Annotated in this window: 17 protein-coding genes and 2 pseudogenes; 15 read left to right on the top strand and 4 right to left on the bottom strand. The window is 28.7% G+C overall.

Going from position 1 to position 18,271, the window contains the following annotated elements; all coding sequences use genetic code 11:
- Nucleotides 1–11: 11 nt before the first annotated feature.
- Nucleotides 12–1,268 (top strand): glycosyltransferase family 2 protein, encoded by a 1,257-nt coding sequence (locus BN2409_RS13975; RefSeq protein WP_053957226.1) that lies wholly within the window; start codon nt 12–14, stop codon nt 1,266–1,268.
- A 19-nt stretch (nt 1,269–1,287) separates the two neighbouring features.
- On the top strand, nt 1,288–3,393 hold the full coding sequence (locus tag BN2409_RS13970) for a cellulose biosynthesis cyclic di-GMP-binding regulatory protein BcsB (RefSeq protein WP_053957225.1): 2,106 nt from the start codon (nt 1,288–1,290) through the stop codon (nt 3,391–3,393).
- A 37-nt stretch (nt 3,394–3,430) separates the two neighbouring features.
- Here the strand turns inward: BN2409_RS13970 and BN2409_RS13965 are convergent, their stop codons facing one another.
- The gene (locus BN2409_RS13965) at nt 3,431–4,582 is read right to left on the bottom strand and encodes a glycosyl hydrolase family 8 (protein WP_053957224.1); all 1,152 of its coding nucleotides are present in this window, start codon (nt 4,580–4,582) and stop codon (nt 3,431–3,433) included.
- Between the two features lie 287 nt (nt 4,583–4,869).
- Between BN2409_RS13965 and BN2409_RS13960 the strand changes: the two genes are divergently transcribed.
- The 3 genes from BN2409_RS13960 to BN2409_RS13950 all read left to right on the top strand — a co-directional run bounded on the left by BN2409_RS13960 (nt 4,870) and on the right by BN2409_RS13950 (nt 7,801).
- Nucleotides 4,870–6,042, top strand: coding sequence for an ATP-binding response regulator (locus BN2409_RS13960; RefSeq protein WP_199873040.1), 1,173 nt, complete (start codon nt 4,870–4,872; stop codon nt 6,040–6,042).
- A 132-nt stretch (nt 6,043–6,174) separates the two neighbouring features.
- Nucleotides 6,175–7,446, top strand: coding sequence for a PP2C family protein-serine/threonine phosphatase (locus BN2409_RS13955; protein ID WP_053957222.1), 1,272 nt, complete (start codon nt 6,175–6,177; stop codon nt 7,444–7,446).
- Nucleotides 7,447–7,582: 136 nt separating this feature from the next.
- On the top strand, nt 7,583–7,801 hold the full coding sequence (locus BN2409_RS13950) for a hypothetical protein (protein WP_053957221.1): 219 nt from the start codon (nt 7,583–7,585) through the stop codon (nt 7,799–7,801).
- A 756-nt stretch (nt 7,802–8,557) separates the two neighbouring features.
- Here BN2409_RS13950 and BN2409_RS13945 read toward each other — a convergent pair.
- The gene (locus BN2409_RS13945; protein WP_053957220.1) at nt 8,558–9,784 is read right to left on the bottom strand and encodes an IS110 family RNA-guided transposase; all 1,227 of its coding nucleotides are present in this window, start codon (nt 9,782–9,784) and stop codon (nt 8,558–8,560) included.
- Between the two features lie 745 nt (nt 9,785–10,529).
- Between BN2409_RS13945 and BN2409_RS13935 the strand changes: the two genes are divergently transcribed.
- The 9 genes and pseudogenes from BN2409_RS13935 (at nt 10,530) to BN2409_RS13900 (ending at nt 14,877) form a co-directional block, all read left to right on the top strand.
- Nucleotides 10,530–10,937 (top strand): hypothetical protein, encoded by a 408-nt coding sequence (locus tag BN2409_RS13935; protein WP_207642567.1) that lies wholly within the window; start codon nt 10,530–10,532, stop codon nt 10,935–10,937.
- A gap of 500 nt (nt 10,938–11,437) precedes the next feature.
- Nucleotides 11,438–11,725, top strand: coding sequence for a hypothetical protein (locus BN2409_RS13930; RefSeq protein WP_053957217.1), 288 nt, complete (start codon nt 11,438–11,440; stop codon nt 11,723–11,725).
- A gap of 164 nt (nt 11,726–11,889) precedes the next feature.
- On the top strand, nt 11,890–12,312 hold the full coding sequence (locus BN2409_RS13925) for a hypothetical protein (RefSeq protein ID WP_053957216.1): 423 nt from the start codon (nt 11,890–11,892) through the stop codon (nt 12,310–12,312).
- A 35-nt stretch (nt 12,313–12,347) separates the two neighbouring features.
- Nucleotides 12,348–12,773: a hypothetical protein gene (locus BN2409_RS13920; RefSeq protein WP_053957215.1), complete on the top strand. Its 426-nt coding sequence runs from the start codon at nt 12,348–12,350 to the stop codon at nt 12,771–12,773.
- Between the two features lie 55 nt (nt 12,774–12,828).
- Nucleotides 12,829–13,113: pseudogene (locus BN2409_RS17855) on the top strand (RHS repeat-associated core domain-containing protein); the annotation flags it as partial.
- A gap of 461 nt (nt 13,114–13,574) precedes the next feature.
- Nucleotides 13,575–13,931 (top strand): hypothetical protein, encoded by a 357-nt coding sequence (locus BN2409_RS13910; protein WP_053957214.1) that lies wholly within the window; start codon nt 13,575–13,577, stop codon nt 13,929–13,931.
- A 13-nt stretch (nt 13,932–13,944) separates the two neighbouring features.
- The gene (locus BN2409_RS17735) at nt 13,945–14,202 is read left to right on the top strand and encodes an RNA 2'-phosphotransferase (protein WP_330375468.1); all 258 of its coding nucleotides are present in this window, start codon (nt 13,945–13,947) and stop codon (nt 14,200–14,202) included.
- A complete protein-coding gene (locus tag BN2409_RS17730; RefSeq protein ID WP_330375506.1) occupies nt 14,171–14,488 on the top strand; it encodes an RNA 2'-phosphotransferase in 318 nt (105 codons plus the stop codon). The genes BN2409_RS17735 and BN2409_RS17730 overlap by 32 nt, the downstream gene beginning before the upstream one ends.
- 101 nt (nt 14,489–14,589) lie before the next feature.
- Nucleotides 14,590–14,877: a transposase gene (locus tag BN2409_RS13900; RefSeq protein WP_053957213.1), complete on the top strand. Its 288-nt coding sequence runs from the start codon at nt 14,590–14,592 to the stop codon at nt 14,875–14,877.
- Here the strand turns inward: BN2409_RS13900 and BN2409_RS13895 are convergent.
- Both BN2409_RS13895 and BN2409_RS13890 read right to left on the bottom strand, forming a co-directional pair.
- Nucleotides 14,876–15,274 (bottom strand): annotated as a pseudogene (locus BN2409_RS13895) (transposase); the annotation flags it as partial. The gene BN2409_RS13900 and the pseudogene BN2409_RS13895 overlap by 2 nt on opposite strands.
- A gap of 94 nt (nt 15,275–15,368) precedes the next feature.
- The gene (locus BN2409_RS13890; protein ID WP_053957211.1) at nt 15,369–15,791 is read right to left on the bottom strand and encodes a COG1361 family protein; all 423 of its coding nucleotides are present in this window, start codon (nt 15,789–15,791) and stop codon (nt 15,369–15,371) included.
- A 741-nt stretch (nt 15,792–16,532) separates the two neighbouring features.
- On the opposite strand from BN2409_RS13890, the gene BN2409_RS13885 reads away from it, so the two are divergent.
- Nucleotides 16,533–17,858, top strand: coding sequence for a hypothetical protein (locus BN2409_RS13885; protein WP_053957210.1), 1,326 nt, complete (start codon nt 16,533–16,535; stop codon nt 17,856–17,858).
- Nucleotides 17,859–18,271: the final 413 nt, after the last annotated feature.

The following is an 18,271-nucleotide window of genomic DNA, read 5'->3' as shown; positions in this document are numbered from 1 at the left end:
GTTGGTGTAGAATGCTTCAAAATATATATGATTATTTATTAGTAGGATCTCTTTTTGCAATATGGATTGTTATTCTTGTGAATATGGTTTTGGTAACTAGTGGATTTGTACATTATTTAAAGCATTATCAGTATAAGAAGGAAAGAGTCCTTTGTGAATATCCTTTTGTATCTATATTGGTTCCAGCTCATAATGAAGGAAAGGTTATCAAAAAAACAGTTCAGTCTCTTTTGAATTTAGACTATCCTCATGATCGATATGAGATCATTATTATCAATGATAATTCTAATGATAATTCTGCCGATATTTTGACAAGGATTCAAGAAAAAAATTTGGACAGATTGTTGACCATTATCCATACAGACAATCAAATAGGAGGAAAAGGAAAGTCTAATGCACTCAATATAGGATTGAATCAAAGCAAGGGAGAATTTATTGCTATTTATGATGCAGATAATACTCCAGAAAAAAATGCGCTTAAAGAATTGGTATATGATATTACAAAAGATCATAAGGCTGGAGCTGTTATTGGAAAATTTAGATGTAGAAATAAGAATAGAAATTTATTAACAAGATTTATTAATTTAGAGGGAATTTATTTTCAGTGGATGGCTCAAGCTGGAAGATGGCAGTTATTTAAACTTTGTACCATACCAGGAACAAATTTTATCATTAGAAGAAGTATTTTAGAAGAAATAGGAGGATGGGATACAAAGGCTATTACAGAGGATACAGAAATTAGCTTTAGGATATATAAAATGGGATATTATATAAGATTTTGTCCGTATTCTACTTCATGGGAACAAGAGCCTGAAACTATATCTGTTTGGTTAAAGCAAAGGAAAAGATGGGTCAAGGGAAATTATTATGTAATGTTTAAAAACTTCAAATATTTATTTGATAGACAGGCAGGACCTATAAGATTTGACTTGTTGTATTTTTTATCTATTTATATTTTTTTCTTTGCAGCAGCAGTCATTTCAGATTTTATATTTATTTTAAGCCTAGGTGGCTTTATTCAAACTTATATTGTTGGATATAGTATGTTGTTATGGTTTATGGCTTATATTCTTTTTGTATTATCTGTACAAATTTCAAGTTCCATTGAAAAAGGAGAATTAAATTTTTTAAACTTTTTTGTGGTCTTGATCATGTATTTTACCTATTGTAAATTATGGACATTTGTTGCTTTAATAGGATTGATAAGCTTTATTAAAGATTTATTATTCAGTCGAGAAACAAAATGGTACAAAACAGAACGATTTTAAAATTTTGATGGAGGATCATATGAAAAAATACTTTTATAAAAATACAATGATTTTTATAGCAATATGTATATTTTTTATAAGCTGTATATCTGTAGGGGCACAAGAACAAAAACAGATTCAAATTATAAAAAATAATGAAGGTTTATTAGAATACACTTATAATTTACAAAAGGATATAGAACTTAGGGGTGTTTTGGGAGAAAGCAAGTGGTATTTTGATGTAGATGAGGAACTTGAAATACAAAATTTTCAATTTAATTTATTTACAAGGCTGAATCAATTTATTAGAAAAGATATTTCTTATATGACTATTTATATGAATGATGTTCCAGTTTATTCTGGCAAGCTTAAGGAAAAAGATAATGAACTTATAAAAAACTGGTCTATTCAAATTCCAAAGGAGCTTATTCATAAAGGATATAATGAGTTAAAGTTGCGTACCTATTCTAGGATATCTGATTTACCTTGTGCAGATGATAAAAATATAGCAAATTGGGTAGTGATTGATAAAAATACAAATTATGTAATGAATTATAGTATAAAAGAAATTCACAACGCTATTTCTGATTTTCCGAAACCTTTCATAGGAAAATATGAAGAGGAGTCTAGTGGAATAGGAGTGATTATTCCCAATGAATATACACAACAAGAGATGGCTTCTGCTTTAACATTGATAGCTTATATGAAAGAATATAAAAAAGGATACGATGTAAAAACAACTTTGTTAAGAAGTGCAGATGCACAAGGGACAGATTTTGAAAGTGTCATTTATATAGGAAATTTTCATGACATACCAGAGAATTTGAAGTATATGATCAATAATGGGAAAAACATTCATACAAATCATGCAAATATCTATAGAGACAATTTAACAGAAAGTAAAAAACCTGTGTTGATGATTGTATCAGATCATGGAGAAAGTCTTATAAATGCTGTAAAATCATTAAACAATCAAGAATTAAAAAACCAAATGAATAAAAGATATGTATCCACCTCACCAGACTTTCCTACAAATATAAAAGGAATAAAGAAAGATGATAGAATTGATTTGAAAGAACTAGGAATAAATGGAATTGAAATCAAAGGAATCAATCATCAAATTACAAATATTGGGGTACATATTCCATTTAATGAAGTACTGGCAGATAAAGCAAATATTCATTTAAAAATGAGTTATTCAGATAATATTGATTATGAAAAATCCATGGTTTCTATATATGTAAATGGGAAACCTGTAGGAAGTAAAAAGTTAGAAAAAGAAAAAAGAGAATTAGATGAAATAACAGTATATATTCCTAAAGAGCTCCGTCATAGTTATTATTATGATATTCAAGTTGCATTTGATTTAATTCCTAGTGGAATAATCACTTGTGAAAGATATTTACATAGTGTTCCATGGGCATATATTAAAGAAGATTCTAATTTATTTTTTCCAAAGCAAGAAAGAAGTCTTTTATTATTGGAAAATTTACCAAGTCCTTTTTCTAAAAATGATGATATAGATACAACCACAATAGTGGTAGGAGATGATCCTTCCAAAGAAGATATAGAAACAGCAGGAAAGATAGCAGAAATGATAGGTATAGGTGTAAAAAATAATAATGGAATCATTAGAATGATAAAAGGATCTGAGTTGAAGGAAAAATATTATAAAGACAATTTAATTTTATGGGGTACACCTTATCATAATTCTGCTATAAAAGAGGTTAATAAATATTTATGGTTTTCATATGATCCTGCTTACCAAAGAGTGCTTTCAAATGAAAAAATAGATCTTTTATCAGATGTGGGGAAAAATTCTACATTTATAGAGTTAAAGTCTTCACCTTATAACAAAGAAAAGGGATTGATGACAATCACATCTTTGAATGAGACTTCTCTTATAGATGCTATGATTTACTTTGAAGATGATAAAAGGGGAAAATTAATAGGAGATGCAGCAATAATTAGTCAAAATGGAGAAGTGACTTCTTTTAGATTTCAAAAAGAAGAGAAAAAGCCTATATTAGAATCTGAACCTATAAAAAATCAAAATCTTCGTCAATATGTATTATTTTCAGGAGCAGTTGTAATACTTATGTGTAGTTCACTCATTTTGTATTTGTATAAAAATAAGAGAAAGTAAAGATTGAATGGCTACAAAAGAATAGATTCATCACAGTCTATTCTTTTGTAGCATTTTTATAAATAGTAGAGGAAGACAAAAGATATTGTAAGTTGTCAAAAGAGTATACTTGATTGTTTTTAGGATTGCCAAAGCTTCCACAAATAGGAGAGTTATGATCTTTTACTTGGAATTTTTCACACTCTTTTAAAAATATTTGAGATTGATTGTTTTTACCTGCTAAATGAAATAACCTTGCAGTCAAAGCATAAAGTGCTGTAGATTCTGTCTGAGAGATAGGCTGTAAACTGATAGAGGAATAATCAGCATATAATACTCCATACTTTTTGTATTCTTTCCATAACCAATTGATCCCTTCTTTATCTATAGACCCTGCTTCTGCTAGATGAAGCATTGAATATACAGATTGTATTAAACTGATAGAATCAGGAGTCATATATTTTTTTTCATGGATATTATATTGATATTGATAAAGCCCTGTATTGTTCATTTTTCCTTTTGTTAAAATTTCATAAGAAGTATCATAAAAATCTTTCCATTTAGAATGAAGGGATATAGATTTTTTCATAGTGTATAAATCTATGTAAGATAAAGTGAGAATATTTCCTTTAGACTTGTTATGGATATCATAAAAATCTATAAGGTCGTTTCCTTTAGCATTGTAGGTTAAAATGCTTTTAGAAATACATTTGGCATAAGGCAAATAAGAATCTCCCCATTTTTCTGATGCCAATATAATAGATCTTAAAATACGCATATCATCAATGAGTGCATTGACATGTTCTTTTTGAGAAGATTTTCGTTGAACCCAAGAAAATATGCCTTCATCAAGATACAAATGATTATGTGTCCATTTAAGACAGGTGTCAAAATCATTTTGATTATTTCTATTGAATAAATATAATAAAAATAATCCTTGAGATTCAGATAATATATCTTTTCCAGTAGGAATGATTTTGTTATGACTTTCTTCATTTGTATAGTTTGTGTATATAGAAAATTCAGGTCCAGACATTTTTTTAATTAAAAATGACAAAGCTTTATCTTCAGGTTTTGGAATGATATCTTTTTGTTTTGTATCATAAGTATGATCAAAAAAAGATGGATTTTTAGGAATAGTAAATAAAAAATAACTAAGTAAAATAAAAAGTAATCCAACCCAAAATATTTTTTTATGATTAAGAGACATACAATCACTCCTTATTTTTATATTATTATATTAGCATGTTTATAAAGGACTGTCGAACAAAAGACTATAGGTATATTAGATTGTAAAATAAAATTTGTGTAATGAAGCATTTACATAGTATATAATATATTTATCTATAAAAAGATGATTTCAAGAGAAATGATTTCATTTTATACTATAGAGATAAGGGGGGTAGGGTGCAAAATACTAGATGATAAAATTTTGAGGTATCCATATATAATCATTATTTAGATTTATAGTTTAAGTGATTAGGATGTGAATGATTGATGATTAATAATATAAATCAACCTATCTATTCATTAGAAGAAAAAAGTAAAAAAGGTGTTTTTCACATTAAAACACAATGTATTCGTAATGTATCTCATGAAATCAGAACACCTATGAATGCAATTATTGGTTTTGCTCAAATGTTAGGAAATTCACCTTTAAATGAAGAACAAAGGGAATATGTTGAAATTATAAAAACATCTGCACAAAGTTTATTAAAAGTCATTGATGACATTGTAGATATTTCTAAAATTCAACAAGGAAACCTAAAATTAGAAGAAACTTATTTTCATACGATTGAATTAATAGAATCTACAATAAAACCTTTTTCTATAGAAGCAAAAAGAAAGGGAATTGAAATAGGCTTATTTATTCAATCAGATATACCATGTATTGTAAAAGGAGATCCTATAAGGCTTAAACAGATCATTTATAATCTTGTGAATAATGCTGTGAAATTTACAGAACAAGGAGAGGTATATGTAGATGTGAGTTTAAAAGATGAAAAAGAGGACATGGTATATATCAAATTTAAAATTGAAGATACTGGCATTGGTATTTCTAATAAAATTATGGATAAATTATTTGAACCTTTTGCCCAAGAAGATGAATCTTCTACACGAAGATTTGGGGGCAATGGATTAGGTCTTTTTATATGTAAAGAATTAACAGAAATGATGAATGGAAGCATTGAGGTAGAAAGTACAGAAGGTAAGGGTTCAAAGTTTGAATGTACTGTACCTTTTTATAAGTATATAGATGAAGATATATCAGATCATAAAGAGTATGTATTGCTTCAAAATAAAAGAATACTCATTGTAGATCATCATACTAGAAATAGTGAAATTGCTAAAATATATTTAGAAGAAGCAGGTTGTATTGTAGAAGAAGTGTATAGTATCACAGAGGCTTTAAACAAATTGATTTCTAATAATGATATGCATTGTATCTACGATGTAGTTTTGATGGATGATCAAATAGCTCATATGCATGAATATAATGTTTTGTCTGTATTGAAAGCACTATCTTTTACTAAAAATATCCACACGGTTTTGGCAAGCTCTATTCCAGTAGGAGTAGATATTCAAGATGAATTTGCAGGTTATGTGACAAAACCCTATAGAAGAAGTGAGCTGCTAGAAACTGTTTCAAAAGTAATCGATACTATATAAAAAGAAATAACTGAAAGATTGATCTTGTTTAGAAAAATAAAGTGGGGTAAAATATTATTAAATATCGAATGAAAAGAAAATTATAAATTGAAATAAAATTTTATAGAAGCTTAGTGGTGAAGGAGGGTAATAATGAATTATAATATATTGATCGTAGACGATGTGATGTTAAATAGAAAGCTGATGAGGAAAGTATTATCCAATACGACAGGACATTTTTCTTTTTATGATGCGGAAAATGGACAAGAGGCTATTGATATGTTAAAGAAGGAAGACATTGATTTGGTTATTTTGGATTTAATGATGCCTATTAAAGATGGGTATGAAGTTTTAGGAGAAATGAAAAAACAAGATAGATATAAAGATATTCCTGTCATTGTAAATTCAGCTATTACAGATATGGATAGTATTAAAAAAACCTTAGAATTAGGAGCTACGGATTATTTTACAAAACCTATAACTCCAGATCAAATGGAAGTCATTATACCCTTAAAAGCCATCAATGCACTTAAATATTATGAGCAGAAAAAGTCTTTGAAAAAAATAAATAAAAAAATACAAGAAGAATTAAAAATTGCTACCATGCTACAAAAATATTTAATAAAAGGAACGAAAAATTTTACTCTAATAGATACATACATTAATTATACATCTTGTGATGAAGTGGGTGGAGATTTATATGATTATGTTGAATTAGAAGATGAATTTTGGTTTGTTGTTGCAGATATAAAGGGGCGTGGAGTAGCAGCTGCTATGGTATCTACTATGGTGAAAGCATTATTTAATGGTATTGTAAAATATGGAAAAGATCCAAATCAAGTTTTAGAGGAAATGAATAGGACCTTTTGTAATATGACAGATGATCAAATTGATTTATCTTTTTCAGCTTTTATAGGAGTGATTAAAGATAATGTACTAACCTATGCTAATGCAGGACATCCATATCCTATAATTATTCATTCAAAGGATAAAGAATGCAAACTATTGAAATTAAATGGTAGATTGATGGGAATCTTTGATGATATTCAATACAATAAGGGACAGGTATCCATCCAAAAGGATGATGTACTATTAGTTTATACAGATGGTCTATATAATTTAGAGAAAAAAGAACAAAAAAATAATAATATTCTAGATATAGATCTAGATACAGAATATGTAGAAATCAATATGGAGAAGGAATATGTATTAGAACAGTATATGGATCATTTATGTAATTTTGAACAAGAAAAAGAAATGACTATAGGAGATTTTAATCTTGTATATGATTATGCATCTGAAAATGTAGATGATTTACTTAATGATCCAGATTTATTTATGACAAAATTATTAGAAAAATTTCAAAAACAGGATAAAACAAATAATGTAGATGATGTTACGATTATGATGATGAAAAAGAAATAATGGAGTAGTGCTTTAATCTTCCTTTATTGACAGTAGAAGATTAAAGCACTATTTTTTAAAATATATGTAGTATTATTCCATGAAATTGGGTTAAATAGGCTTTATTTTATATAGAAAAAAGAATGGACCACAAAAAATGTTTACGGGTAAATTAGATGGATATTTTCTTCGCCTAAAAGATGAAGAAGAGATTCCACCTATTACTTTTCATCTGTATCAATTTGAAAGAGGATTTGATAAGACGATAATCTTTTATCATAAATCCCAAGTTACTATTATGATTGGTACAAAAATAGTACCTCAAAATGTGAGATGTACACTTGAATATAAGACTAAAAATTTATATTACCTTTGAAGATGGTATATCTGAAATGGAGCTCCATTATAATAAATTTAAATCCAGTGTTTCAAGGATAGAAGATTGTTAAAAAGCCATGATATGTGTCATGGTTTTTTTTGTAACATAACAAATATATTTTGAATGGCTATATTCTTTATGACTTACTCATTCAGATAGAGTGGCTAAATTCTACAAACTATCTTAGAATCTACTATTCTTGATAAATGAAGAATACAGATAAAGTGGATTTATTTGGTATGGTTACTATATTTTGAGTACATTACAAGGTAGACATATTTATCTACGATAGAAGACACTCTATGATAATATTTACCATTTATTTTATGAAAAAAGTGTAAAATTATAAATGATTACACTAGTGTTCAATAAATGGATATAATATCCATTTTAAAATCATGAGTACGATGAAATTCATTAAAAAACAAATAAGCTAACGCTTCTAAGGATAAGTGCGCCTAATTTATATGGAAATATATACCTTATAGTAAAATACTATATCCTTTTATAAAAGATCCTAGATAATATAAAAGTCAATAGTAATATTATCTAAAATTTGAACACTAGTGACCTTAATTATATTTTAAAAAATAATTTAAATTTTTTATAAAGACTTGTGGTAATAAGTCAAGATAGAAAAAGATAGGTTTTGATTAAACTTACAATAATATTTTCTAAAAAAGTCAGCACTTAATAAACCTAAGGTAAATTAGGATTAAAACGAAAGGATTGCGCATCGAATATTATTCGATATTATACACTCCTTTCTGGTGTATAAAGTTGGTGATTGCGTAGCAGCACATCCACCATGCGCACAAATTTTCTTGCAGTAAGGACGAGAGCTCTTTTATGTTGATGCTTAGGAACTTCATGATATTTCTTGAGATAGTATTCTCTATAAACGGGTTCATTTCGCATAAGTGAATTGGCAGCTTCAATCAAGTAATAGCGAAGGTAATGATTTCCCGTTTTAGTCATTGTAGTTCTTTCAGATTCAAAATTACCAGATTGTTTTCGCTTCCAGTAAAGACCTGCATATTTGGCAATTTTGGCTTCATTTTCGAAGCGTTGAATTTGACCAATTTCGGCTATTATGCCAGCAGCATAAACAGGTCCAATGCCTGGAATGCTAAGCAATGATTTGGATTCAGGTAAAATTTCAAATAATTGCTGAATTGCTTTATCAAGTTCTTTGATCTGTTTTTTTATGGTTTTAATCATCATAGCATATGAAGCCAAAATAACATCGACTGAATTCTGCATGACTTTTCCTAGTCGATAAGAGTCTCTAATGGCTTTTGAAAGTGATTTCGCAAGCTTTTCAGGATTGCTAAATCGACCACGGCCTTTTTCTTGTAAAATAGCAGCTAAATCCTCTAAAGACATATTGGCGATGTCTTCAAGAGTCATAGAGTCGGTTACTAAGTCCATCATGGTTGCACCAAAGACAGATGTATCAATTTCTTTAGTGAGGGTATTACACTTGTAATAAATATTTTCTAAAAAATGTTGCTTCATTTCAGTCAATTGACCAATGAGCTGGTAACGTGATCTAGTTAATCTTTGTAAAGCCATATATTGCTCTTCTTTAATCAAGGAAGTATTGAAACGATCAAAGCGAAGAAAGTCAGCAATACGATAAGCATCTATTTTATCGGTTTTATCTTCTTCAAATAGGCCTTTAAACCGATGTATAGCCTTAGGATTCATAACAACAACTTCGACTCCTAAAGACTTAAGCTCAGAGTCTTCTGATAGGAAAGTTGAAGGATGAAAGCTGTAAATAGAAGTTGCTTCCATACCGATTATAATACGATCATACCGAATTAGATCAGCGAAATGGCTAATATGTTCTTTGATTTTACTAGCACCAACAACATTATTGGGTAGAGAAACTTCTAGTAAAATTTGATCTTCACTGGTGAGAAAACAAGTATCAAGTTTTTCAGAACTAACATCAATACCAACAAATAATTTCATGGAGAGGACCTCCTTTCTATGAATTTGGAACGGCTTGGATACTGAAACCTATCCCTAGTTACCAACCGGATGGCAACAACCTCGCGTATGAGTATTCAATATTTGTCAATCATAAGCTGCCCGAAGCTACTAACATTCGGTATGATAGGCAAGAGATACAGCTTGTGAGTTTGCAGTACACCTGTTGGCTGGGAGACAGTCTTTAAATGCAGTCTTGCTGCAGGAGAGAACAGCCTTAATCCAGATAGATCCTTATTCCATACTTCTATTATCTAGGAATAGGACTCAATATCCAAGTCGATAGATGAAAATTTTTAACTTTAAATATATTATACGAGGAGTATATAAATGTGAATATGAGCAGATGGAAACTCTATAGAAAATGTAATATAGTAGTTAATTATTATATGTTGACAGGAATAATACCTATTATGGTGTCAGTCTTCCTTGGATGTACAGTTACAGGGGATAGGATTGCAAAACTCTTAACATTAATAGTAGCAACAACTATAACGATAAGTTGGATTTATGCTGAGGGATATTACAAATATTTACATGATATCTTCTTTAAAAAATTGAGAAAGAAGTATTTTATATACTTTCTGTTTATCATTCAAAAAGAATATTCAATACAGAGGATTGGTTGATTGAGAAGATACGATTTTATAGAATTAAACGTGTAGAACTACGTTGTGATAATGAGTATAAGCAAAGCATAATCGAGCATAATCGTCGAATGGATGAAATGAAAGCACCTAAGAGAACAAGAAAAGGTATACCAAGAGGAGTTTGTGTATTTGAATGTTTTTATGTACCTATGTGTAAAGAGCTAAAAAAGGAAGATAGAATAGAAATATCTTATCTAAAGGGTACCAATACAGTAGTAGATTTGAAACTGCTTCCTAAAACAGAATTGAATGTTGAATTATGGCTAGAGAAAAAAAATAAAGATACAAGTGAGATAGATAAATATTATAAAAGGAAAAAAATAATAGGAACAGTTATTTTTACAAGCATTTGTGTATGCATATATTTATTTCTGTGTGCAATAGCTATTTTAGTGGCTATTGTAAATTCCGTTGAAGGATGGAATACTTTGACACTAGGGGATAAGCTTTATGAAATAATAAAATTAATTTTATCTTACTTATAATGTCTAAGTCCTCTTTTCTTTTTATGCATTATACATCTAGTATTAGTATTTGCTCAAAGAGCAATGAATAATAAAGAGCAAGAATTTAGTATGAAGATTTTTTAAAAATTAAGCATTAGTGAAGATATAAAGGCAGATTTGACATATGATATTTTAAAGTTTATATATGACAATCGATATGTATGTTGAGATTTATCTATATTCTTTAAATAAGGTAGTATTGAAAATTTAAAGGTAGTAGACATAGAAAAAATATTAGTGAATTATGATTTAAGATTGCAATAAATATAGGCAGTCTTTTTTACAAAAAAAAGCAAAAGAGATAGAAACTATCTTTCAAAGAAAATACTGGATTAGAACCACTGAATACATATAGTTATGATTATTTATATAAGGATAGTTATGTAGCATCTAAAATGAAGAAGGATAGTTATGATGAACTTTCAAATTCAGAACAGGTTATATAGAGTTTAGGAAATGCACAAAGTGAGACTCAAAAAATGCGTACAGTAGATCCTAGAATAGATGCTGTTAATTATGTAAGCAATTTTATTATAGATTATAATACACCGTCACCAGATGCTATAGGAAATATTGAATATATATTACCAGATTTTTCGGATGAAGTAGAGCAAAAACGAAATGTATCTAATGAGATAAGCGATTCACCATATAAATATCTTTTACATACTAAATCTGCACGAGAAAGATTTATTAAGAAATTAGATAAAATACAAGAAGAAATTTTATATATGGAAATTGAAAAAAATCTAAAAAAATTATGGTAGAGTATGTGAAGAATATAAAAGAAATGAATGTGAATTATGATAAATCATTGAAAGATATGCTAACTTATGTTGAGTATGTAAAAAAATACAAATAGAAAATAAAGGCTATATCATTTATTAAAAATTCGTATACATGTAATTGGTATATAACTTCAGGAGGAAAGATGAAAAAGAAAAGGTTCGCTATGATTTTATTAATAGTAATAGTGTTGATTTGTATAGTTTCACTTAAGCCTAATTATAATGAAGTCTATGAATATAAGGATTTAATCAAAGATTTTAAAGCAGATTATATAGAAATTGTAAGAGATATTGACTTTTCAGATACTCAAGCAGTTTTAGCAGAATTGAAAAAAGAGGAGAAAAAAGAGCAAATAGAAAAATTAGGTAAATTAATAGTTGAGATAAAAGAAAGGGCAAAATATGAGGATGAATATTCCTATTTGGCTGGAATATATGAAGACTTAAAGAAATTAAGTAAGATAGAAACTATTAAAACTGAAGAAGAAAAAGAGTTAGTGAGTTTATATATTTTTGATTTACGATCAATGAAAGATGATTGGATAGAAGAAATGGATCATAAATAATATTGATATAAATCTATATTTAAAAGAGGTGTTATATGAACAAAGAAATTATGAAAAAAAGTGCATACATACTTATGCTGTGGATTATTTTTCTAATTATTTTTGTGAGGGACAAATTTTTTTTTGGAGTATATGAATTTTATTTAGCAGATGTTACTTTAGCCTTTACGATTAGTGTATTTAGTATATTTGTTTATATTTGCATATCAATAAAATATAAACAAATAGCTATAAGTTCGATTCTTTTATATAGTATATGGGTTATGCATTGGAGAATTAATTACTATAAAGGAAGTTTAATATTTATGTTTTTAGCCCCAATGATACCTACATTAATAAATTATATTGGTTCAGAAGAAAGTGTGAAGTTTATTATTCTCTTAAGAAACTATTGTATTTCTTTATTTATAGGGATAGCTATTATAGTAGTAGCATATTTAAGTACTTTTTTAGGACCTTAGAAAATATAAAGCAAATGAAAAATTATTCTAAGAGGTATAGAATAAAACTTATTATTACCAACAAGATGAACAAGGAAGCACCGTTTATATAACAGACCAAGAAGAAAACGTACAAAATGAATACCAGTATGATGCCTTTGGCGCTATACTAAAAAAAGAAGAAAAAATTTCAAATCGAATTACTTACACAGGACAGCAATATGATCATGTAACCCAGCAGTATTACCTAAGAGCAAGATATTATAACCCTATCATAGGTAGATTTACACAAGAAGATACCTATAGAGGGGATGGACTAAACTTATATGCCTACTGTCGAAATAATCCAGTAAATTACTATGATCCAAGTGGATTTGCTACAAAATGTAGTCCAAATAAAGAAATTCAGTTTGCAAATAATGCTACTACTAAGGGGGTAAGTAATGCTGTTTCTGTAAATGCAAATGAAATTAGATTTAGTCAGAGTTCCGTAAATGGTGCAGAAGAAATAATTCAAAGTATGAAGACTAATGCTTGGAAGGGTGACCCGATTGATGTTATAAGGATGAGTGACGGAAAGTTAACTACGATAGACAATACAAGAGTAGTTGCTGCAAGAGAAGCTGGAATAAAAGTTTAGGCTAATATACATGATGCGAATGAACTTCTCCCAGAAAGTCTAATTGAGAGATTTACAACTAAAAAGGGTGTTCCAACTACGTGGGGAGAGGCAATTGAATTAAGAATTGGAAAGCAGAACGCATCATTTAGAAATAATAATCCTTTTGGTGCGGATACTATGGAAAGGATAGGTAAATAACAATGAGTATAATAATATCAAAAGAAAAGCTGGCAATAGAGGGGTTTCAATATCCTCAATCATTCATCAAAGCAGTTGAATTAAATTTAGTGGATTTTGACTTGTGGTATATGATGGATGAAAGTCAGGTATTGCGAAGGATTGAAGGACTTAAACAAAGATATCCAAATAGAAAACTAATACCATTTGCTAGAAGAGATGACAATGATGATATAGCTTGCTTTGAAATAGGTAAAGGAGAAAAAGTTCAAATAGTGCATGATTTTGCTTCAGAAGGCTATGAGCAAAGAAAAGAATTTGAAGATTTTTGGCAATGGTTAGAAGAAGCGGTTCATGAAATGATAGAATACAATAAATAGCATAAAAAGGAGGATGATTTCAATAAACTATTTGGAATTAAGTAAAGAGATATCATATGCACTACGACATGCACCATGGGAATATGAATTGGAACTTGATGAGAATGGATGGGTAGATGTTGAACAATTCCTAACTTCATTAAGGGAAGATAATCGAGGGAGTAATGTAACGGAAGCAGATTTGATGAAGGTTCAGAGAAAAAGCGTCATGAAATACTATCAGGAAGGATTAGAGCTCTATATGGTCACTCTGTGCCACAAAAGAGAATGAGGAGCCACCTGGGGTTCTGTACCATGGAACAGCTAGAAGATTTTTAGAATCAATAATAGAGAATGGACTACTACCAAGAAGCAGGCAATATGTTCATCTATCAATTGATGTTGATACAGCACTACAAGTAGGAAAGAGACATGATAACCAGCCTATACTTCTTGTAATCAATGCAAAACAAGCTTGGGGTGAAGGAGTAAAATTCTATCAAGGAAATGATAAGGTATGGTTAGCTGATTTTGTTCCTAGCAAATACATTAGTGAAAATGAATCAACAAAATTGTAATCTAGCTGCAAAGTATCAATTGGACTCCCCCTATGTTAGGATAGTTGTCGTGTGATATAAAAAAATCATATAGTTAAATATCAAATTTAGGAGCGATAACTATGAGTGAAAAAACAAACAAATATATGCCTTATCCGGAGGAACAAAAAGAAGCACTTATTAAAAGAATGTTGCCACCAGAAAATAAATCTATAGCTGAGTTGTCTCGAGAAACAGGGATTAATGGATCTACACTTAATAATTGGAAACGAAAAGCACAGAAAAACGCAGGTCTAACTGAAAATAACAATAAAAATTTTTCATCACAGCAAAAATTTTTAATCGTCATTGAAACTTACACAATGAATGAAGCGGAGCTTGCTGCCTACTGTAGATCAAATGGGCTATAATACCATAAATCTCATTGATCTGATTATGGATATCTCTTGTAGACATACCCCTAGCATAAAGAGATATGATTTTATCTTCGATACCAGATATATCTCTTTTGTTCTTAGGAACAACAACTGGTTCAAATTCTCCATTTCTATCTCTAGGAACATCTAATTCCATTTGCCCCAAACAAGTTTTAACAGTTTTTTGAGTGTATCCATTTCTACGATTATCCGTATCTTTATTTTTCATATCTCTTTTCGAATAACCTAGCTCCATATCAAGCTCAGCTTCTAGCATTTCTTGCAATGTATCTTTAAAAAGATCTTTTAGATACGATTGAAGATCTCCTGCTGTTTTAAGATTTCCATCTGTAATCATTTCTCTTAATAATTCTTTTCTCAAAGTACTCATAAAAAATCTCCTTCCTGGTTTGAATGTTATTGTTAATTCTTGCCAGAAAGGAGAATTTATTTTCACTTAAGCACAGATTTATTTACACTTTCTCTTATTTCCAAGTACATGTTCTATACTCTACATTATCACCAGTAAATTTTCCTTTTTCATTACTTGAAAAAACTTCAAATTTGATTTCTTTAGTACCTGGTTCGTTACCTATCACATCTACATCTACTTTTACACTTTCTCCCTCTTTTCCTATAGTTCCAATTTCTTTTCTTACAGTTTCAATTCCTTCTCCACTTACTACTATTCTACAACCATAAGCATCTTTCATTCCATAATTTCTTACAACTGCCCTAAATTCTACAGGTTCACCTACTTTAAAAGGCTCTGATGTATAGCATCTAATTCTTTGAATATATAAATCTGGAGAACCCTTAGTATACCCACTAGCAAAAGCAGGCATCACCATTGAACTAATTACTAATAACGCAGTTATTAGTACCTTTACAAATCTTTTGTGCATCATATTTCTTCTCCCCCTTAAAATTTTATAATAGAAATGTTTGTCATATATATTATATACATATTCATATGGTAAATAATGTAATATTATGTATTGTTACAAATTCTTAATATATTTTCCTCCATCACTGCAAAATCCATTTTGCTATAAAAATATAGGGTCTTAATAGAGTAGTATCTTTAAACTTTTTCTTTCTTAGCAATATTAAAATAAATGGAATAACACCTCTGAACATGATCGTCAGTATTATAATAATAAAAATACTTCTGGGATCTAGTTAATAACCTAATATAGTCATAAGTTTTATATCTCCTCTACCAATTTATAAACTAGATGATTGGGGAAGAATAGAAGAAATCATTAATCTAGAGGGTGGAGTAGAAAAATGTACCTATGATTATGCAGGAAATATTACAAGTACAACAGATCCTAATGGAAATATCATAACATATTTATATAATAGCTTTAGTAAAGTATGTGAAATCAAAGATCACGAAGGACATAGAGAATATTTCTATTATGATACACAAGGAAATCAAGTAGAACATATAGATAGAAATGAAAACAAAGTTTTCTATGGTTACAATATAGATAACAATCTAACCTTTAAAGTTTCTGGATTACTCAAGAGCTTTACTTTGCAAAAAGTAAATGGTAAAATTATACATATTGTTTTGTTACAAAAAACGACCTCTCAATGCCAGGTTGCTGTATAATTCTTTTATAAAAGAGAGGTGATTCATTTTGAAAAGAATATTTATATTTGCAGCTGTTGTGATATGTTTATTGCTTTTATATCCAAAATTGTCTCAATCGAATCAAATGGACAAACCATCTCCAATGCCTCAAATTCACAATAAAAATTTTGAAGGATATATCCTAAGTACATCTCCTAGTGGCTACAATAAAATAATTTGTACTTCTAACAATCAATTATTACTAATGGCAAGGAACAATAGTGACGTAGCCTTAAAAGAGATCTACGAAAACTATTCAGAGCTATCAACTGATCCATATTCAGTATATAATTTTGAAGACTATTTGATTCAATGGTCGGAAAATGAAAAGTATATTTTTATAAAAGATAGTATTTATGATGTAGATAATGATAAGTTAATACCTATAAAAGATAATATTATTTTTTCTTGGATAGGGAATAAAGGTATGTATATAGCTGATGGTTATTATTACACAATGGGATATGGTGAAAGTGACTTCAACTATATGGCTATAGGGAAACAAATTAAAGTTTTTGATAAAGGAAATATAACAACGTTATGTCAATTAAAAGATGATAGATATTTTATGCTAGATAATGTATATATGGGAAATATGTTTAAAATTACAGATCATTATTTAATTATAGATACAGTATCTTTAAAACATGATGCAAAAGAACTCCAAGAAATAATCTATAACAATTATTCAAAAATGTTAAATTCAATATATAAAAGAAAAAATATAAAACCATATGATGATCCAGAATATGCACAGTATATACATGGCAAATATTACTTGAAAAATATTCAATCTAACAAATTTGCAATCAACTTTTATACAGTAGATAATCAAGAAAAATCTTCTATATTTGAAAACAAAGAAGGAAAATACAAAGGAACAGTAAGTGGAATATTATTTCTACAAAGAGGGGAAATGAACACCAAAGAAAAAGTATTTATAATTCTTGATTTTCAAGGGGGCAATGCAGTTTTGAATGTTGAAAAAGACCTAGATGAAATATATGATTTATGTTCTGAAAATTATATAGGATTCACAACTTCTGGAAAATCAGTTGTTAGATACTCGACTTATGCCACTGCTAATGGATTGACTATAGAAGTTGGAAAAGATAAATATAGAATTACTACAATAGATGGTGCTTGTGAGGAGAAAATTGAAGGAGTTGAGTCTAAGTATTGGACAGAGAATAATGTAGAATACCTTACTTTAAAATTTCCAAAAGAAGTAAGAATGTATGGTTTAGATAATAATTTAATAACATATAAAAGGTATGCAAAAATATTACCAGACTCATTTTTAGTTTTTTGTATAAAAAATAGTACAAAATAGATGATTAGATCAAGGGAGAAAATTCCCTTGATTCTTTTATTATGAAAATTAGGCACCTTTAAAAAATTTATATTTAGAAAGATGGCTATTATAGTAGTAACATACTCAATTGTTTTTTAAAATACAAATGGATTTTTAGGGCAATAAGCTTGGATGAAATAAAAGAAAATAATAGAAATTATACATTTTATATATAGTATTGCTTTGAAAACGAGTTGTAAAACATTGTAGAAAATTGTATAATTTAACTATATGTAATAATTTTAATATAGCTGGTTGAATAATTAGTTTAGAGTTTTTTAGAAATATCTATTTTCTAGAATTGCTATTTATTCCAATGAAACTTGTAGGGTTATCAAGTATCTTGTGAATTGTTACTATCATTATAGTCGTTCTTTCTAGTGATTGTTTTG

This window comes from Inediibacterium massiliense (assembly GCF_001282725.1).
GTDB lineage: Bacteria > Bacillota > Clostridia > Peptostreptococcales > Thermotaleaceae > Anaerophilus > Anaerophilus massiliensis.
Note: the sequence above shows the minus strand (reverse complement) of the source record. Positions and strands in the feature narration are given on the sequence as shown.